The sequence below is a fragment of the Amycolatopsis sacchari genome (genome assembly GCF_900114035.1).
Lineage (GTDB): Bacteria > Actinomycetota > Actinomycetes > Mycobacteriales > Pseudonocardiaceae > Amycolatopsis_E > Amycolatopsis_E sacchari.
Genome location: NZ_FORP01000001.1, coordinates 144,844 through 161,111 on the forward strand (window position 1 = coordinate 144,844; position 16,268 = coordinate 161,111).

The 16,268-nt window shown below is 72.6% G+C and carries 12 protein-coding genes; 3 read left to right on the plus strand and 9 right to left on the minus strand.

The window, feature by feature from the left end:
- Positions 1-8 precede the first annotated feature (8 nt).
- The 8 genes from BMZ92_RS00760 to BMZ92_RS00795 all read right to left on the minus strand — a co-directional run bounded on the left by BMZ92_RS00760 (position 9) and on the right by BMZ92_RS00795 (position 10,507).
- Positions 9-422: a roadblock/LC7 domain-containing protein gene (locus tag BMZ92_RS00760; RefSeq protein ID WP_091503545.1), complete on the minus strand. Its 414-nt coding sequence runs from the start codon at positions 420-422 to the stop codon at positions 9-11.
- Positions 422-2,896 carry a sensor histidine kinase gene (locus BMZ92_RS00765; protein ID WP_245782815.1) on the minus strand — a complete coding sequence of 825 codons (2,475 nt, stop codon included), beginning with the start codon at positions 2,894-2,896 and terminating at the stop codon, positions 422-424. The genes BMZ92_RS00760 and BMZ92_RS00765 overlap by 1 nt, the downstream gene beginning before the upstream one ends.
- A gap of 262 nt (positions 2,897-3,158) precedes the next feature.
- The gene (locus tag BMZ92_RS00770) at positions 3,159-4,679 is read right to left on the minus strand and encodes a PucR family transcriptional regulator (RefSeq protein ID WP_091503547.1); all 1,521 of its coding nucleotides are present in this window, start codon (positions 4,677-4,679) and stop codon (positions 3,159-3,161) included.
- Positions 4,676-5,776, minus strand: coding sequence for a DUF917 domain-containing protein (locus tag BMZ92_RS00775; protein ID WP_091503548.1), 1,101 nt, complete (start codon positions 5,774-5,776; stop codon positions 4,676-4,678). Before BMZ92_RS00775 ends, BMZ92_RS00770 begins: the two co-directional genes overlap by 4 nt.
- Positions 5,773-6,981: a hydantoinase/oxoprolinase N-terminal domain-containing protein gene (locus BMZ92_RS00780; protein ID WP_091503549.1), complete on the minus strand. Its 1,209-nt coding sequence runs from the start codon at positions 6,979-6,981 to the stop codon at positions 5,773-5,775. Before BMZ92_RS00780 ends, BMZ92_RS00775 begins: the two co-directional genes overlap by 4 nt.
- A gap of 18 nt (positions 6,982-6,999) precedes the next feature.
- Entirely contained in the window at positions 7,000-7,995 is a 996-nt protein-coding gene (locus BMZ92_RS00785; RefSeq protein WP_245782816.1) for an ABC transporter permease, read from the minus strand.
- Complete coding sequence (locus BMZ92_RS00790) at positions 7,992-9,491, minus strand: sugar ABC transporter ATP-binding protein (RefSeq protein ID WP_091503550.1); 1,500 nt, start codon at positions 9,489-9,491, stop codon at positions 7,992-7,994. The genes BMZ92_RS00785 and BMZ92_RS00790 overlap by 4 nt, the downstream gene beginning before the upstream one ends.
- A gap of 2 nt (positions 9,492-9,493) precedes the next feature.
- Positions 9,494-10,507 carry a sugar ABC transporter substrate-binding protein gene (locus BMZ92_RS00795; RefSeq protein WP_218153364.1) on the minus strand — a complete coding sequence of 338 codons (1,014 nt, stop codon included), beginning with the start codon at positions 10,505-10,507 and terminating at the stop codon, positions 9,494-9,496.
- Positions 10,508-10,661: 154 nt separating this feature from the next.
- On the opposite strand from BMZ92_RS00795, the gene BMZ92_RS00800 reads away from it, so the two are divergent.
- Genes BMZ92_RS00800 through BMZ92_RS00810 form a run of 3 tightly spaced genes read left to right on the plus strand, consistent with a single transcriptional unit; the run spans position 10,662 to position 15,561 of the window.
- Positions 10,662-12,677 carry a hydantoinase/oxoprolinase family protein gene (locus BMZ92_RS00800; RefSeq protein ID WP_091503551.1) on the plus strand — a complete coding sequence of 672 codons (2,016 nt, stop codon included), beginning with the start codon at positions 10,662-10,664 and terminating at the stop codon, positions 12,675-12,677.
- On the plus strand, positions 12,674-14,386 hold the full coding sequence (locus tag BMZ92_RS00805) for a hydantoinase B/oxoprolinase family protein (RefSeq protein WP_091503553.1): 1,713 nt from the start codon (positions 12,674-12,676) through the stop codon (positions 14,384-14,386). The genes BMZ92_RS00800 and BMZ92_RS00805 overlap by 4 nt, the downstream gene beginning before the upstream one ends.
- Positions 14,383-15,561, plus strand: coding sequence for a metal-dependent hydrolase family protein (locus tag BMZ92_RS00810; RefSeq protein ID WP_091503555.1), 1,179 nt, complete (start codon positions 14,383-14,385; stop codon positions 15,559-15,561). The genes BMZ92_RS00805 and BMZ92_RS00810 overlap by 4 nt, the downstream gene beginning before the upstream one ends.
- 4 nt (positions 15,562-15,565) lie before the next feature.
- Here BMZ92_RS00810 and BMZ92_RS00815 read toward each other — a convergent pair whose 3' ends face one another.
- Positions 15,566-16,261, minus strand: coding sequence for a haloacid dehalogenase type II (locus BMZ92_RS00815; protein ID WP_091503556.1), 696 nt, complete (start codon positions 16,259-16,261; stop codon positions 15,566-15,568).
- Positions 16,262-16,268: the final 7 nt, after the last annotated feature.

The following is a 16,268-nucleotide window of genomic DNA, read 5'->3' on the forward strand; positions in this document are numbered from 1 at the left end:
CTCTCGGTTCACGCCGGGCCACCGGCGTGTTCCACGCGCGGAGCGGAGCTGAGCACCGCCCCGACGCGCTTGACCATCATGTTCATCGCGTAGGCGACGAGGCCCATGTCGGCCTCCTCGCTGGTGAGCAGGGCCAGGCAGGCCCCGTACCCCGCCGCGGTCACGAAGAGGAACGCGTGGTCCATCTCCACCACGGTCTGCCGCACCTGGCCACCGCCGAAGTGCCTGCCGGTGCCCTTGGCGAGGCTCTGGAACGCCGAGGCGACGGCGGAGAGGTGCTCCCCGTCCTCCTCGGTCAGGTTGGACGACCGGCCGATGAGCAACCCGTCAGCGGACAGCACCACGGCCCGGTCGGCTCCGGCGACCTGCTGGAGCAGATCGTCGAGCAACCAGTCCAGTTCGTTCAAGCCCGGATTGGCCATCATCTGTGCTCTCCAAAGAAATCGGTGGCGGCTGGGTCGGTGCTGCGGGCCCGCCGCGTCCCCTGCTGGAACGAGGCGAGCCTGCTGCGAGCCTGGTCGGGGTCCTCCCTCGGCTCGTACGACGTGGGTTCCTCGTAGGTCACCTCGTCGGTGCGCAACTGCGGAGCCAGGTTCTGCTGGCGCCGGCGGCGGGGCAGCTGGGGACGGTCCGGTGACAGCGGGCCCGGCGGCTGCGAGGACCGGGTGTCACGGGACGTCCTGGTGTCCTGGGACGGCCTGCTCGGCTGCGGCGAACGGGCCTGGTGCTGGGGCTGGCGGGCCTGGTGCTGCGGCTCGCGCTGCGGCTGTGCCGGGGGCTGCTGCTCCCGCGCCGGGCGGAACAGGTCCACCCGCTGGGTGCTCTCCGCGGCGGGCGCGCCCAGCGTGCCGTTGTGCCGCGCGGTCTCCTCGGCCGAGGGCACCGCCTGCGGGCGGCGCACCGGCAGGCTCGGGTGGTTCGCCGCCTGCGCCTGCGGGGGCACCGGGGCGGACACGGCGGACGGCTCGGGCTCGTCGGCCAGCTGCACCGGCGTGAGCAGCTCGGAACGGACCAGCACGATCGCGCGCGTGCCGCCGTAGGCCGAGGGCCGCAGCGTCACCGCGATGCCGTGCCGCGACGCCAGCCGCGCCACCACGAACAGGCCGAGCCGGGGCTCGGCCGACAGCGCCATCATGCTGAAGTCCGGCGGGTCGGCGAGCATCGAGTTCAGCTCGTCGATCTGCTCGGCCTCCATGCCGAGGCCCTGGTCCTCGATCTCCAGCACCACGCCGCGGCCGACGACGTCACCCCACACCTCGACGCGCGACTGCGGCGGCGAGAACGACGTGGCGTTGTCGATCAGCTCCGCCAGCAGGTGGATCAGGTCGGCGACCACCGGCCCGTTGACCGCGACCGCGGGCATCTTGCCCACGTTGACGCGGGCGTAGTCCTCGGTCTCGGCGGTGGCGCCGCGGATCAGGTCGGCCAGCGCGACCGGGTTGCGCCACTGGCGGCCCGGCCGCTCGCCGCCGAGGATGATCAGGTTCTCGGCGTTGCGGCGGGCGCGGGTGGACAGGTGGTCCAGCTTGAACAGCAGGTCCAGCTGGTCGGGGTCCTCCTGCTTGCGCTCGGCCTCGTCCAGCGCCTTGAGCTGCCGGTGCACGAGCACCTGGCTGCGGTGCGCGATGTTGAGGAACACCTTGCTGGTGCCCTCGCGGGTCTTGGCCTCGTCCACGGCGGCGGCGACGGCGGTCTGCTGCGCCTTGTTGAACGCGTCGGCGACCTGCCCGATCTCGTCCTCGCCGTGGTCGAGCAGCGACATCTCGGTGTCGAGGTCGACGTCCTCGCCGTTGCGGACCCGGCCGACGAGCTCCGGCAGCCGGGTGTCGGCCATCTCCAGCGTCTCCTCGCGCAGCCGGTGGAGGCGGCGGACGAGCCTGGTCGACAGGCGCCACGCGATGACCGTGACGATGAGCGCGAGGATGATCGCCGCCGCACCGGCCGCGATCGCCGTGACCAGGTCCCGGTTACCGGTGTCGATCTCGACGTTGGTGGCGTTGGTGCTCTGCTGGATGTAGAGGTTCATCAGCGCGCCGGCGACCTGGGTGGTGGCCGCCTGCCACTGCTGCGGCGTGATGCCGGCGGGCAGGGTCCGGTGGTTGCCGCCGATGATCGAGGCCTCGACGGCCGTCACGGTCGACCAGGCGGGGCTCGCCTTCAGCGCGTTGTACTGCTGCGCGACCGACGGGATCATCTCGGGCACCGCGTTGTCGAAGCCGGCGTGGTAGGCGCCGACGGTCGCGATGAAGGCGTTGAACTCGTCGTCGGACAGACCGCCGTTGGCGATCCCGCCCGAGGCGAGCGCGACGCTGCGCGCCATCTGGTCGGCCGCCACGAACAGCGGCATCGCGGTGGCCCGCAGGTACGCGGTCTTCGCGTCCGGCGTCCCCTCGGCGACGCCGAGCAGGCCGTCGGTGTAGGTGTCGAGGATCCGGTTGTAGAAGGTGTAGGCGTCGAGCAGGGAGACCTGGCCCGCGTCCACCTTCGCGCGGAACTCGGGCAGCTGCGCGAGGTTCGCGGCGGTCTGGTTGATGCTCGCCTGGACGCGCGGCGGTGCCTGGTCGTAGAGGCCGGCCAGGTTCTGGCCCTGCCCGGCGCCGGTGCTGTCCGTCTTCGCCCTGACCTGCTCCAGCTGGGGCCGCACGGACCCGTTCGTCGCCAGCTCGGTCAGCGTGAGCTGGCGCTCCTGCTGGACCGCGGCGAAGAACTGCACGGCGATCGGCGACGAGTCGTGCACCTTCGTGATGAACGACCGCGCCGAGATCGCGGAGTACAGCAGATATCCTGCGAGTGCGACGCCGGCCACCAGCAGCGCGATGCTGGGCACGAAGGCGATCGACAACACCCTCGTCCGGATCGAAGCACGTCCCTTGCGTGGTCCGAAGTTCTTCTTCAAGGCTCCTGAGGGCCTTCCCGCACTCGTTGTAACTGGCCAGGGCCCCCGCACCCAGTTGACATGTGGCGCCGGGTCGGCCCGGTGGCGTCTCCAGCGCCTGCGCAGGTTAATCGTGACAGCAACTGTGAGTCAACTTCACGTTTCGGATCATTCCTCTGTGTAACTTGACATCGCCGCCGACTGTCCGAATCCCCTTCGAGAGACCTGCGCGCTGTGCAGCATACCGCCGGGGAAAAGCCCCCTCGTGCAGGGGGAACCGCGTTCAAACCCGGCCGGGTACCCAGAGTGACGCCAGCGAGTAGCACAACACGTGCAGGGCAAGCCTGCGGGCGGGATCGTCGAACACCAGGCCCAGTTCCTTCGCCCTCGCCACGCGGGACAGCACGGTGTTGCGGTGCACCCCCAGCCGGGCCGACGCCTGGCTGAGCGAACCACCGCAGTCGAGCACGGCCAGCACGGTGTCCACCAGCGCCTCGCGGTCGCGGGCGCCCATCAGGTCGGCCAGGCAGAGGTCGGCGACCTCCGCGATCTGCCCGCGCGGGAGCCACGCCAGCGCCGCCCTGGCACCCACCTGGTCGAACCACTGGACCGAACCCGGGCCGCCGTCCCCGGCCACGTGGGCGGCCAGCCGCGCTTCGGTGACCGACCGCATCAGCCCGGGAACACCGGGATGCGCCCCGCCGACGCCGAGCACGAGGCCGTGGCTCGCCGCGGTGCGGGTCATCGTGCCGAGCGCGCGGCGCAGGGCGGCCGTGTCGTCCTCGGCGTCCTCGGGGGAGTTCTGCCACGACAGCCAGCCGTCGGAGTCGGCGATCAGCGGCCAGTCCGGCCGGTGCCGCTGCCACGCCGCCCTGACCAGCTGCGTCAGCTCCTCCGCCGGTGTGCCGCCGTGCAGCGGCGACAGCCACACCGCGCGGTTGCGCCCCTCGACGCGCCAGCCCAGCTCGCCGGTCCAGGACGGCACGGCCACGTCGGCGGCCGGGGTCACCGACGCGGGTGGTTCGGTGGCCAGCCGCCGCAGCAGCCCGAACGCGGCCTGCTCCTGCGCGGCCTGCGCGGAGCTGTTCATCCGGGTCTGCGCCCACACCGCCAGCAGCGGCAGCCGCGCCAGGCGCAGCAGCGATTCGACGTGCCCCGCCGCGCCCGCGCTCTTCGCGGGCACCGACGCCACCAGCTCCGCCCACGGGTGACCGGCGGCGTTGATCTCGACCCGCACGGCCGTGGCGTCCGCCCGCTCCTCCGCACCCGCGGCGCGCCCGGCGGCGAGTGCGCCACCGATCAGCAGCGCCACCGGCACGGGCGCCAGCTCGCTGTTGAGCACCCCCAGCACCCCGCGGATGCTCGACTGCCCGGCGAGCCGTTCCGCGCACACCGCCACCCGCTGCGCGCGGGCCGCCTGCGGAGCGGAGACCTGGCCCGCCAGCGCGAGCGCGACGTCCACCGGGTCGTCCTCAGTCGCGAGCAGGGCGATCCCCAGCCGGTCGGCGAGCACGGCGCTGGACGCGCTCATCGCCGTCTTCGGGACGACGACCGCGGAGACGTTGCGCTCCCAGCCCGCGTGCAGCGCGGCCGCCAGCGCCCAGCCGCCGGTCGCGGCGTCGTCGTGCAGCACCACCAGCGAGTGCGGCGCGGCGCGGTGCAGCCGGTCGAAGGTCTGGGCCAGCACCACCTCGTGCACGGCGCGGGCCGGATCGGGCAGGTGGACGGCCGCCGCGCGCGCGAGCGGGTCGACCCGCAGCAGCTCGGCGAGGACGAGGGGAGCCAGTGGTGCCTTGCCGCTCATCGGCGCCTCGGATGGGTCAGCGGGATGCCGTGCGAGGCCGGCCCGACCATCGCCAGCCCCTCGGGGGAGTACCAGACCGCGTCGGCGGGCATGACGAGCACGTCCACCAGGTCACCGGGCTCCAGGCTGTCCAGACTGGACAGCTCGCCGTGCAGCACGTCGACGAGGCAGATCAGGTCGGGCGCCGCGGCGGCGAGCGCGCCGTCGGCGAACACCGCGACCACCTCGCTGCGCAGCTCCAGCCGCAGCTGCCTGCCCTGCCCGCCCAGCTCGTCGACCACCACCGTCGACGGGTGCGCCGGGATCGTCACGTCGGTGGGCCTGCTCAGGTGCTCCAGCTCCACGATCCGGCCGCGGCCGATCCGGCGGCAGCCGGTGACGGCGGCCAGGCGCGCCACCAGCACGTCGGGGTCGCCGGACTCCAGCAGCAGGCGGCCGACGTTGACCAGGCGGGACACGGTGCCGGTGAGCGCGGCCCGGCGCAGCTCGCCCGCCGTCGTGGGGTAGGCGGCCAGCGCCGCCCAGCCGCCGACGACGTCCACATTGGACCGCAGGAGGGTGTCGGCGCGGGCCGCGTCCGGCACGGTGATCGCGACGTTCTCCCCGGTCGCGCCGCGGATCACCAGCGGCGTCGGGGACAGCCCCGCCAGGTGCATGGCCGTGTGGTGGATCAGGGCGAACGTGCGGCCCATGCCGTCGGCGTCGATCAGCGGCACGTCCAGCTGCGAGGCCGCGGCCAGCGGGGCCAGCGCGCTCACCGTGGCCGCCGCGAGCGGGTACACCGCCTCGAACCGGCGCCGGGTGAGCCGTTCCAGCTCGCGCACGGCGAGCGCGAACTCGTCGCCCGAGGGCGGCAGGTCCGCTAGCGCCGCGCCGGAGCCGATCACGCAGATGGCCGCGCAGCGGGTCTCGGGAGCGATCGAGTCCGGCCGCACCAGCGTGACGGGACCGTTGCGCTCCAGCAGGTCCGCCGTCCACGACTGCAGCGTGGTCTTCTCGGGCGCGACGGCGGGGGAGTAGAACTTGGCGCCTTCGTAGAGCGCCGTGACGTCGTCCGCGGTGATCGTCGTGGCGGCGCCGACGTAACGCGTGGTCATGCTCCCGGCTCCTCGGCCACCCCCGCGACCCTGACCCGCACCCGGACGGTGCCCGACGGGCTGTAGGGCACGGCCACGGTCGACATCTCCACCACGTCCGCGCTGCCCGGGGTGGCCCCGTTGGCGGTGGCGATCGCGGTCGCGCGGGCGTGCGCGTCGCGGCGGATGCCCTCCAGCTCGGCGGTGGACTCGATGAACGCGATCTCGTCCAGCCACGCCATCGGCCTGCTCACCGCGGCGCCCACGCACGTCAGCTCGTCGGCGGGGCGCTCGGCCTTCACCAGCGCGATGTCGCTCGCGCGGGACGCCCCCGCCCTGGTGAGCGCCGCCGTCGGCACGACGAGGACCGTGCCCAGCTCGGCGACGGTCTGCGGGCGCACCGCGGCCAGCCCGTTGCGGACGTCCCCGACCATCGGCTCGGGCACGCGGTCGAGCAGCACCCGGCAGTCCTCCGCGCCCGCGAGGCTCGCCGCGCCCTGCAGCTGCAGCGCGTCGGCCGCGCCGATGCCGAGCACGGGCAGCGTCCGGAACCGCGACGGGCTCACCCAGCCACCGTCGCCGCGGGCGATCTGGAACGGGGTTCCACGGGCACCTCGCTCGCACGCGTCGAGGATCCGGCCACCCGCGCCGGACAGGGCCGCGTTGAGCACGACGGTCGCTTCCCGGGCGGCGAGCCCCTGGCCGCCGAACTCGTAGGCCACCGAGATCCGCGCGTCGGGCATCGCGGCCTGGAGCGCGTCGGCGACCTCCCGCTCGTGGCGGGGCTGGGCGGGGGAGCCCGACGCGACGACGGCGATGTCGCGCGCCGGGCTGTCCTGGATCTCCTGGCAGACCGCGCGCAGCGCGCCGCGGTCGATCGGCCGCAGCTCACGGCCGAACAGGTCATGCCCGCCGGGCACGGTGTAGCGGCGGGTGACCAGGCGCTCGACGACGTCGTCGGGATGCCGCCCGAGCGCCGGGTCCGTCGCCGCGCGGGGCAGCACGCGGATCATCGCCACGGGGGAGAGCTCCTCGTGCCGGTGCAGCACGTGGTCGGCCAGCAGCCTGCTCACGTCGATCACCAGCCCCGTGGACCCGGTGCGGGCGACCTCGGCGAGCAGCTTGGCCGGGTCGCTCCCGGCCAGCTGCCCCAGCACAGTGCCGTCCTGGACGGTCACCGCACTCGACCGTCCAGGACCGAGACTCACCCCGATCCTGACCGCCATTGCCGCAATCTACCTGTCCTACCTGCTCTTTTTCCGCAGGTAGCGATCAACGGCCACGGCGAGCAGGATGAGGCAGCCCTGCACGACCTGCTGGTAGATGGTGTCCCAGCCCAGCAGGTTGAACCCGTTGCCGATGAGGGTGAGCAGCAGCGCACCGACGACCCCGCGCCAGATCGCGCCCTCGCCGCCGAGGATGCTGGTGCCACCGATGACCGCCGCGGCGATCGCGGACAGCTCCATCCCGGTCGCCATGCTCGACTGCGCCGAACCGGCGCGGGAGGCCAGGATCAGCCCGGCCAGGGCCGAGCAGACGCCGCTCACGACGTACGCCGCGACCTGGATCTGGCCGACCCGGATACCGGACAGCCGCGCCGCCTCGGCGTTGCCGCCCACCGCGTAGACGCGGCGGCCGAACGTGGTCGAGGAGATGAGCACCCCGATCGCGGCGACCACGACGACGAACACCACCGTCGCCGACGTCAGCCCGAACAGCGAGGGCCACGTCAGCATCCCGAAGTCCTCCTGCTGGGTGGCCAGCGGGTAGACGATCGAGCCCGCGGTGACCACTACCGCGAGGCCGCGGTAGATGATGCTCGTCGCCAGCGTCGCGATGAACGAGTTGACCCCGCTGCGCACCACGATCGTGCCGGTGACCAGCCCGAGCAGCGCGCCGGCGGCGATCGCCGCGGCGAACCCGGTGAACACGCCGAAACTCCGGCCGACCTGCACGCCGACGATCGCCGACAGCGCCAGCGACGCGCTCGCGGTGAGGTCGAAGACGCCGCTCATGATGCACACGGTGGCGCCCGCCGCGAGCAGCCCGACGACCGAGCACTGGTCGAGCAGGTTGACCAGGTTCGACGTGCTCAGGAACGTGCTGGTGCTCAGCGACAGCGCGACCACGATCGCGAGCAGCGCGACCAGGATCCCGTAGTCGCGCATCCGCCCGCCCCGCCGCAGCGCCCTGCCGGCCGGTGCGGCGCTCGCCGTCTCCGGCGCGGTGTCCACAGTCACGACTGTTCCCCTTCCTGTCCGAACGCCGCGGCGAGCACGTCCTCGCGCGGTGCGCCCCGGCTGAACTCGCCAGCCACGCGGCCGTGCCGCAGCACGAGCACCCGGTGGGCGAGGCCGAGCACCTCCTCGATCTCCGACGACACGACGACGACCGCCATGCCCTCGGCGGCGAGCTCGACGATCAGCCGGTGGATCTGCGTCTTCGCCGCGACGTCCACCCCGCGGGTCGGCTCGTCGATCAGCAGCACCCGCGGGCGCCGCAGCAGCCACTTCGCGAACAACGCCTTCTGCTGGTTGCCGCCCGACAGCGTCTCGATCGCGGCATCCGGCTTCGCCGCGCGGATGTCGACCGAGCGCGACGCCTCGCCGACCGCGGTCCGCTCGCCGCGGGTGCGGACGAACGGGCCCAGCCGGCGCGCGCCGAGCGAGGCGAGCGCGACGTTCTCCCGCACCGAGCGGGCCATCACCAGGCCCTGTTCCTTGCGGGACTCCGGCACCAGCGCGATCCCGGCCGCCATCGCGCGGCGCGGGGTCAGCCGGGACAGCGCTTTCCCGTCCACCTCCACGACACCCGCGGTGGCCCGGTCGGCGCCGAACAACAGCCGCAGCGTTTCGCTGCGGCCGCTGCCGACCAGCCCCGCGATGCCGAGGATCTCCCCGGCGCGCACGGTCAGGTCGATGCCGTCCACCAGCCCGCGCCGCAGCCCGCGTGCCGCCAGGCGCACCGGCGCGTCCGGGGGCAGCGGCGGCGGGTCCGCGTGCAGCACCTCCAGCTCCCGCCCGACCATGTGCCGCACCAGGGTGGCGGGCGTGTGGTTGGCGGCGTCGTCGGAGAGCACGAGGTTCCCGTCCCGCAGCACGGTGATCCGGTCGGCGACGCTGAGCACCTCGTCGAGGAAGTGCGACACCAGGATGATCGTCCGGCCGTCGGCGGCGAGCCTGCGGATGAGCCCGAGCAGGTTCTCCTTCTCGTGCTCGGTCAGCACCGCCGTCGGCTCGTCCATCGCCAGCACGCGGGCACCGCGGGCCAGCGACCGCAGGATCTCCACCTGCTGCTGCGTGCCGATGGACAGGTCGGCGACGCGGGCCTGCGGGTCCACGTCGAACCCGGTGACCGCCAGCAGTTCGTCGAACGCGCGGCGGTCGTCGCGCCGCCGCGCGAACCCGGCGCGGTTCGCCCAGCGGCCCAGGAACACGTTCTCCAGCACGGTCCGCGCCGGCACGAGCGCCCCCTCCTGGGAGATGAGGCTGACGCCGTGCCGGATCGAATCGCGCGGGGTGTGCAGTGCCGCGGGCTTGCCGTCGAAGGAGACGGTGCCCTCGTCGGCCCTGATCGCGCCGCCGAGGATCTTGAGCAGCGTGCTCTTGCCGGCGCCGTTCTCGCCGACGAGGCAGTGCACCTCGCCCGGCGCGATGTCGAGGTCGACACCGCGCAGGACGGAGACCCCGCTGTAGCTCTTCCCGGCTCCGCGGACGGAGATGGCGGGTGCGCGCATCGTCAGTCCGAGTAGTCGGCGGTCTGGCCCTGCAGCGTGTGCTTGGTGCCGAGCGCCTGGTACGGGGTCAGCGTGCGGGCGTCGGTCGCGACCGGCACCTGCTGCCCGCGTGCCTTCGCCAGGCCCAGCTCCGCCGCCTTCGCGCCTTCGGCCTTCTCCGGGATGACGTACACGCCGTACCAGGTGCCGCTCTGCACGGCCTGGAACGCCTGCGTGGAACCGCCGTTGCCGACGAACTTGATGTTGCGCCCCGCCGCCAGCGGCGCCGCGCCCTCGATCGCCTGCGAGGAGCCGATCACGACGTTGACGTCGGGGTGGGCCTGCAGCACGTTCTGGAACGCCGCGCGCCCGGAGTCCTGCGTGTAGCCGCCGACGACGCTGGCGACGACGTCCGCGCCACCGGCCTTGAGCGCGTCCACCGTCGCGTTGGTGCGGGCGGTGTCGAGCGGGTAGTTCGCGAAGCCCTCCAGGTAGGCCACCTTGCAGGGCGTCGACCCGGCCTCCTTGCACGCGCCGAGACCGAGCGTGGCCAGCCCCTGCCCGTTGAGGACCGGCGCGTCCACGATGCTGATCGTGCCGGGGACCTGCGGCTGCGTGGTCGAGTAGTCGCCGCCGACCGGGGTGAACTCGATGACCACCGTGATGCCGGCGGCGACGGCCTGCTTGACGGCGTTGACGATCGCGGTGCCGTCGTTGGCCTGCACGATCACCACGTCGTACCGCTTGGACGTCACCGCGTCCTGCAGCTGGTTGACCTGGGTGGGCCCGTCGAAGTTCGAGTCCAGGAAGGTGGCGTTCGCGTTGTGCGCCGCCGCGTACTCCTGGATGCCGGCCCACGTCGCCTGGGCGAAGGAGTTGGCCTTCGCGAAGCCGAAGAAGCCGATGGACAGTGTCTTGTCCGCGGGGGCCGCCGAGGTGGCCGTCGCGGCGTCGGTGCTGGGCCGGCTGCACGCGGACAGCGACACCGCAAGTGCCGCCGCTCCCGCCAGAGCCGTGAGTCGAAGCGAGGTCTTCATTGCAGCTCCTCCTCCGCCTTTCTCCAGTGGTCGAGGTGGGGGAATGCTGACTGTGCGCACCCGGAGGCCGATGTGCTAGCAGCACAGCCCCGGCCGCGGGACCTGTGCTCCGTCATCCAGCCGTGCTCTCGCCGAAACCCCGATACTGCGCCGCATGACCAACACCAGCCGGCTGGCGATCGACGTCGGGGGCACCTTCACCGACGTCGTCGAGCTGCTGCCCGCCACGGGCGAGCTGCGGTTCGACAAGGTCGCGACGACGCCCGCCTCGCCCACCACCGGAGTGCTCGACGCGTTCGGCGTGGCGAGCGCGGACGTCGGCGAGATCGCGATGTTCACCCACGGCACGACGCTCGGCCTCAACGCGCTGCTGACCCGCACCGGTGCCCGCACCGCGGTGGTCGGCACCCGCGGCTTCCGCGACGTCTACCTGCTCGGCCGCACCGACCGGCGCACCAACTACGACATCACCTACCGCAAGCCCGAGGCGCTGCTGGAGCGCTACGACACGTTCGAGGTGACCGAGCGCAGCCTGTTCGACGGCAGCGTGCACACCCCGTTCGACGTCGAGGACGCCCGGCGCGTCGCGCGGGTCATCGCCGAGCGCGGCTACGAGTCCGTGGCCGTCGCGTTCCTGCACGCCTACGCCAACCCGGAGCACGAGCTGCGGATGCGCGAGGTGCTCGCCGAGCTCGCACCCGGCGTGGCGGTGACCCTGTCGCACGAGCTGTCGCGGGAGTACCGCGAGTACGAGCGCACCAGCACGGCCGTGCTGGACGCCTACGTCAAGCCGATCGTGCGGCAGTACCTGCACGACCTCGAAGGCGAGCTGACCGGGCGCGGGTTCACCGGCCGGTTCCTGATGACCCGCTCGGGCGGCGGCGCGATGACCGTCGGCACCGCGCGGGAGCAGCCGGTGAGCCTGATCCTGTCCGGCCCGGCCGGGGGCGTGATCGGCGCGGCGGCGTTCGCCGGGCTGATCGGCGAGCCGAACCTGATCACGATCGACATGGGCGGCACGAGCCTCGACGCGTCGCTGATCCTCGACGGCGAGCCGGTGCTGTACCAGGGCGCGGAGTTCGAGGGCCTGCCGATCAACACCCCGTCGCTGTACATCCACACCATCGGCGCGGGCGGCGGCTCGATCGCCCACCTCGACGAGGCCGGGGCGCTGCAGGTCGGCCCGCAGAGCGCGGGCGCGGCACCCGGCCCGGCGTCCTACGGGCGGGGCGGCACGCAGCCGACGTTCACCGACGCGGCGCTGGCGATCGGGTACCTGGGCACGGACGCCCCGCTGGGCGGCAAGCTCGTGCTGGACCGGGTGCTGGCGGAGAAGGCGCTCTCCTCGGTCGCGGAACCGCTCGGGATGAGCGTGCCCGCGCTCGCCCGCGGCATCGTGCGGATCTCCAGCACCAAGATCATGGGCGCGGTCCGGGCGATCACCGTCGAGGTCGGCAGGGACCCGAAGGACTTCGCGTTGCTGTCGTTCGGCGGTGGCGGCGGGCTCGTCGCCGTCGACGTGGCGGCCGAGCTGGGCATCCCCACCGTCGTCGTGCCGCCGGGGCAGGGCGCGTTCTCCGCGTTCGGCATGCTCATGGCCGACGTGCAGCACGACTTCGCGCGCACGCTCGTCGCGCCGCTGGGCGAACTGGACGCCGAGCAGGTCGAGGCGGCCTACGCCGGGATGGAGGCCGAGGCGCGGGAACTGCTCGCCTCCGAGGGTTTCGAGGCCACGCTGAGCCGCAGCCTCGACGTGCGCTACGCCGGGCAGGAGCACTCGGTGACGGTCACCTTCACGAGTCTGTCCGAAGTGGAGAGTGAGTTCGCCCGGCTGCACGAGCGGCAGTACGGGCACACCATGACCGACCCGGTGGAGGTCACGACGCTGCGCCTGCGGGCGACGGGCTCGGTGGACAAGCCGACGCTGCCCCTGCTGCCGTCGCGGACGTCCGGCTCGGTGGCGGCCGAGAGCAGCCGCCCGGTGTTCGTGTCGGAGGAGCAGCCCGCCGTGCCGTACGCGCTGTACACGCGCGAAAACCTGCTGGCGGGCGACGAGTTCGACGGCCCCGCCGTGATCGCCGAGCACACCGCCACCACCGTCATCCACGCCGGGGACCGCCTGCGGGTCGGTCCTCACGGCGAACTCGTGATCACCGTAGGGGAACGATGAGCGACCAGATCACCACCGAGATCATCCGGCACGGGCTCCTGGCGTCGGCCGAGGAGATGGCGCGGAACCTGTGCCGCACCGCCTACAACACCGTGGTCTACGAGATCCACGACTACGGCATCGGCATCCACGACGCCAATGGGGACGTGGTCGCGGACGCGCCGGGCATCGCGATCTTCACGCGCGGCAACGACCACGGCATCAAGGAGGCGGTGAAGTTCCTGGGCGCCGACGCGATGCGGCCGGGCGACGTGTTCGTGCTGAACTACCCGTACTGGTCGTCCGCGCACACGCTCGACCCGCTGGTGTTCGCGCCGGTCCACGCCGAGGGCAGGCTCATCGGGTTCGCCTCGTGCCGCATCCACGTGCTCGACCTGAAGCAGAAGGACCCCGGCTACGTCCTGGACTCCACGGACATGTACCAGGAGGGCCTGTTCTTCCCCGCCACCCGGCTCTACGCCGAGGGCGTGCAGAACGACGACGTGTTCAACATCATCCGGTTCAACAGCCGGATGCCCGAGCGCACGATCGGCGACCTGCAGGCGCAGGTTTCCGCGTGTGTCACGGGGGTGCGGCGCACGCAGGAGATCGCGGCGAAGTACGGCACGGACACCCTCGTGGCCGCGATGGACGCGATCAACGACCACGGCGAGCGGCTGGCCCGGCTGGCGCTGGCGAAGCTGCCCAAGGGCACCTGGACCGCCGAGGACTACGTCGACTCCGACGGCGTGGACCTCGACCGCATGATCAAGCTGCGCGTCACGGTCACCGTCACCGACGAGGAGCTGGTGATCGACTGGACCGGCAGCGAGCACGGCGTGCGCGGGCCCATCAACCTGCCGCTCGGGCAGACGGAAGCCTTGTGCAGCCTGGTGTTCAAGTCGCTCACCACCCCGGACACCTCGGTCGTGGCAGGCAACTTCCGGCCGCTGCGCGTGGTCACCGAGCCGGGTTCGGTGATGCACGCCGTCCCGCCGATGCCGACGTTCACGCTGTGGACCGGGCTGCTCGCCGGGGAGGTGGTGCTGAAAGCGCTTGCCCAGGGCATGCCGGACCAGGTGCCCGCGTGCTCGGGCGGTGACGTCTGCTCGATGATGGGCCTGGGCGTCAACCCGCGCACCGGCGAATCCTGGCTGGAGGCGACGAACGAAGCCGTCGGCTTCGGCGCGCACGCCGGCGGCGACGGCGAGGACGGGATCATGCACCTGTCGGAACCCGGCTGCCGCAACAACCCCGTCGAAGTGCTGGAAACGAAGTCGCCGATGTTCATCGAGTCCTACGGCTACCGGCCCGACACGGGCGGCGCGGGCAGGCACCGAGGTGGCGTCGGCGTGAGCCGCGTGTACCGGTTCACCGCGCCCTCGACCGGGATCTGCCTGGTGTACAAGACGAAGACCAAGCCGTGGCCCATCGCGGGCGGCAAGCCGGGGGAGAACAACCGCATCGTGCTCAACCCCGGCACCGACCGCGAGGTGGTCCAGGGCGGCAGCTACAACCGCCTCGACGCGGGCGAGGTGCTGGTCAACGACACCGGCGGCGGTGGCGGCTACGGCAACCCGTTCGAACGCGAGCCCGAGCGCGTGGCCCGCGACGTCCGCAACGGGTTCGTGTCGCCGGAAGCCGCGGCCCGTGAGTACGGGGTGGCCGTCGATCCGGAGACCTTCGCCGTCGACGAGGTGGGCACACAGCGGCTGCGGAGCGCGTCATGAGGCTGTCGGTGGTCAACGGGGCGGTGTTCGACGGCGAGTCCGAGGAGCTGCTCGACGGTCCGGTGCACGTCGAGGACGGGCGGATCGTCCAGCTCGGCGGTGAGTTCGAGGCGGACGAGGTGCTCGACGCGCGGGGCGGCACGGTCGTGCCGGGCCTGATCGACGCGCACTTCCACGCCTACGGCATCTCGCTGGACCTGCTGGAGATCGAGTCGGCGACGCCCAGCTACCTCGCCTACTCCGGCGCCGACCGGCTGCGGAAAGCGCTTTCACGCGGGTTCACCACCGTCCGCGACGTCGCCGGTGGCGACCCCGGCATTCCCCGTGCACTGGCGGAAGGCCTGATCAGCGGGCCGCGGTACCTCTACACCGGCCCGGCGCTGAGCCAGACCGGCGGGCACGGCGACCCGCGGGGCACGGACAGCGACTTCTGCGGCTGCCACGAGTTCATGAACGAGGTGGTGGACGGCGTCGACGCGCTGCGGCACGCGGTGCGCGACCGGTTCCGGCGCGGGGCGCACGCCATCAAGATCATGGCGTCGGGTGGCGTGGTTTCGCTGACCGACCCGATCCGCGTGCCGCAGTACTCGCCCGACGAGATCCGGGCGGTGACGGAGGAGGCGGCGCGCCGCGGGAGCTACGTGGCGGCACACGCGTACTCGCCCGAGGCGATCCGGCACGCGGTGGAGAACGGCGTGCGCTCGATCGAACACGGCAACCTGCTCGACGCCGAAACCGCGTCCCTCATGGCGACTTCCGGTGCGTTCCTGGTGCCGACACTCGCCGCCTACGACGCGATGGACCGCCGTGGCGAGGAGCTCGGCATGCCCGCGGTGTCGCGGGAGAAGAACCGCGAGGTGCTGGAATCCGGCAAGCACGCGGTCGAACTGGCGCGCGCGGCGGGCGTGCCGATCGGGTTCGGCTCGGACCTGATGGGTGTGCTGGAGGACGAGCAGCTCAACGGGTTGCGGCTGCAGACCGAGGTCGAGGGGCCGCTCGCGGTGCTGCGGTCCGCCACGTCGGTCAACGCGGCGCTGCTGCGGCGCCCCGACCTCGGCCGGATCGCGGTCGGCTGTGCCGCCGACCTGCTCGTGCTCGACGGCGACCCGTTCACGGACCCGTCCGTGCTGTGGGCGGGCCCGCGCCGGGTCGTGCGAGGCGGAATGCTCGTATAACGACCTATACGCCGAGCCTTTCGGCGAGTTCGCCGAAGTCGTGCACCGAGAACTCGGCGTCGACGTCCTTGTCGGCCTCCCGGTCCGGGCCCTTCTCACGAGGACGTTCGACGAACGCCGTCCGCAGCCCGGCGGCGGCCGCCCCGGCGAGGTCCCAGCCGTGCGCGGCGACCATCAGGACCTCGCCGGGGTCGACGTCGAGCAGGCTCGCCGCCGTGCGGTACACGCGGGCGTCGGGCTTGTAGGTGCGGGCCAGCTCGGCCGAGAGGATGCAGTCGAACGGCAGGTTCGCGGCCTTGACCAGGTTGGTCATCAACGCGAACCCGCCGTTCGACAGCGCCGCGACGGTGTAGGACTTCCGCAGCCGCTGCAGGCCGTCGGGCACGTCGTCCCACGCGGGCAACCGGTGCCAGGCGTGCACGAGCCGCTGCCGGGCGGCCTCGTCGAGGTCCACGCCGTGTTCGGCGAGCAGCTCGTCGAGCGACTCGCGGTGCAGCGTGTCCAAGTACGCCCACTCGCGCTCGCCGTGCTGCACGCGGGCCATGGAGGGCAGGTACTTGTCCCGCCACTCCAGGGCGAAGGCCCCCGGGTCGAGCCGGACACCCAGCTCGCCGAAGACCTCCGCCGCCTGCCGGGACACGCCGGTGTACCAGTCCACCGTCGTGCCGAAGATGTCGAACGCCAGTACGCGGATCGTCATCCCGCCA

What these genes read in the sequence shown, in the direction of transcription:
- BMZ92_RS00815 (WP_091503556.1), bottom strand. Translation starts at nt 16,261, where the DNA reads ATGACGATCCGCGTACTGGCGTTCGACATCTTCGGCACGACGGTGGAC.
- BMZ92_RS00790 (WP_091503550.1), bottom strand. Translation starts at nt 9,491, where the DNA reads ATGCGCGCACCCGCCATCTCCGTCCGCGGAGCCGGGAAGAGCTACAGC.
- BMZ92_RS00760 (WP_091503545.1), bottom strand. Translation starts at nt 422, where the DNA reads ATGGCCAATCCGGGCTTGAACGAACTGGACTGGTTGCTCGACGATCTG.
- BMZ92_RS00805 (WP_091503553.1), top strand. Translation starts at nt 12,674, where the DNA reads ATGAGCGACCAGATCACCACCGAGATCATCCGGCACGGGCTCCTGGCG.
- BMZ92_RS00770 (WP_091503547.1), bottom strand. Translation starts at nt 4,679, where the DNA reads ATGAGCGGCAAGGCACCACTGGCTCCCCTCGTCCTCGCCGAGCTGCTG.
- BMZ92_RS00795 (WP_218153364.1), bottom strand. Translation starts at nt 10,507, where the DNA reads ATGAAGACCTCGCTTCGACTCACGGCTCTGGCGGGAGCGGCGGCACTT.
- BMZ92_RS00780 (WP_091503549.1), bottom strand. Translation starts at nt 6,981, where the DNA reads ATGGCGGTCAGGATCGGGGTGAGTCTCGGTCCTGGACGGTCGAGTGCG.
- BMZ92_RS00810 (WP_091503555.1), top strand. Translation starts at nt 14,383, where the DNA reads ATGAGGCTGTCGGTGGTCAACGGGGCGGTGTTCGACGGCGAGTCCGAG.
- BMZ92_RS00800 (WP_091503551.1), top strand. Translation starts at nt 10,662, where the DNA reads ATGACCAACACCAGCCGGCTGGCGATCGACGTCGGGGGCACCTTCACC.
- BMZ92_RS00775 (WP_091503548.1), bottom strand. Translation starts at nt 5,776, where the DNA reads ATGACCACGCGTTACGTCGGCGCCGCCACGACGATCACCGCGGACGAC.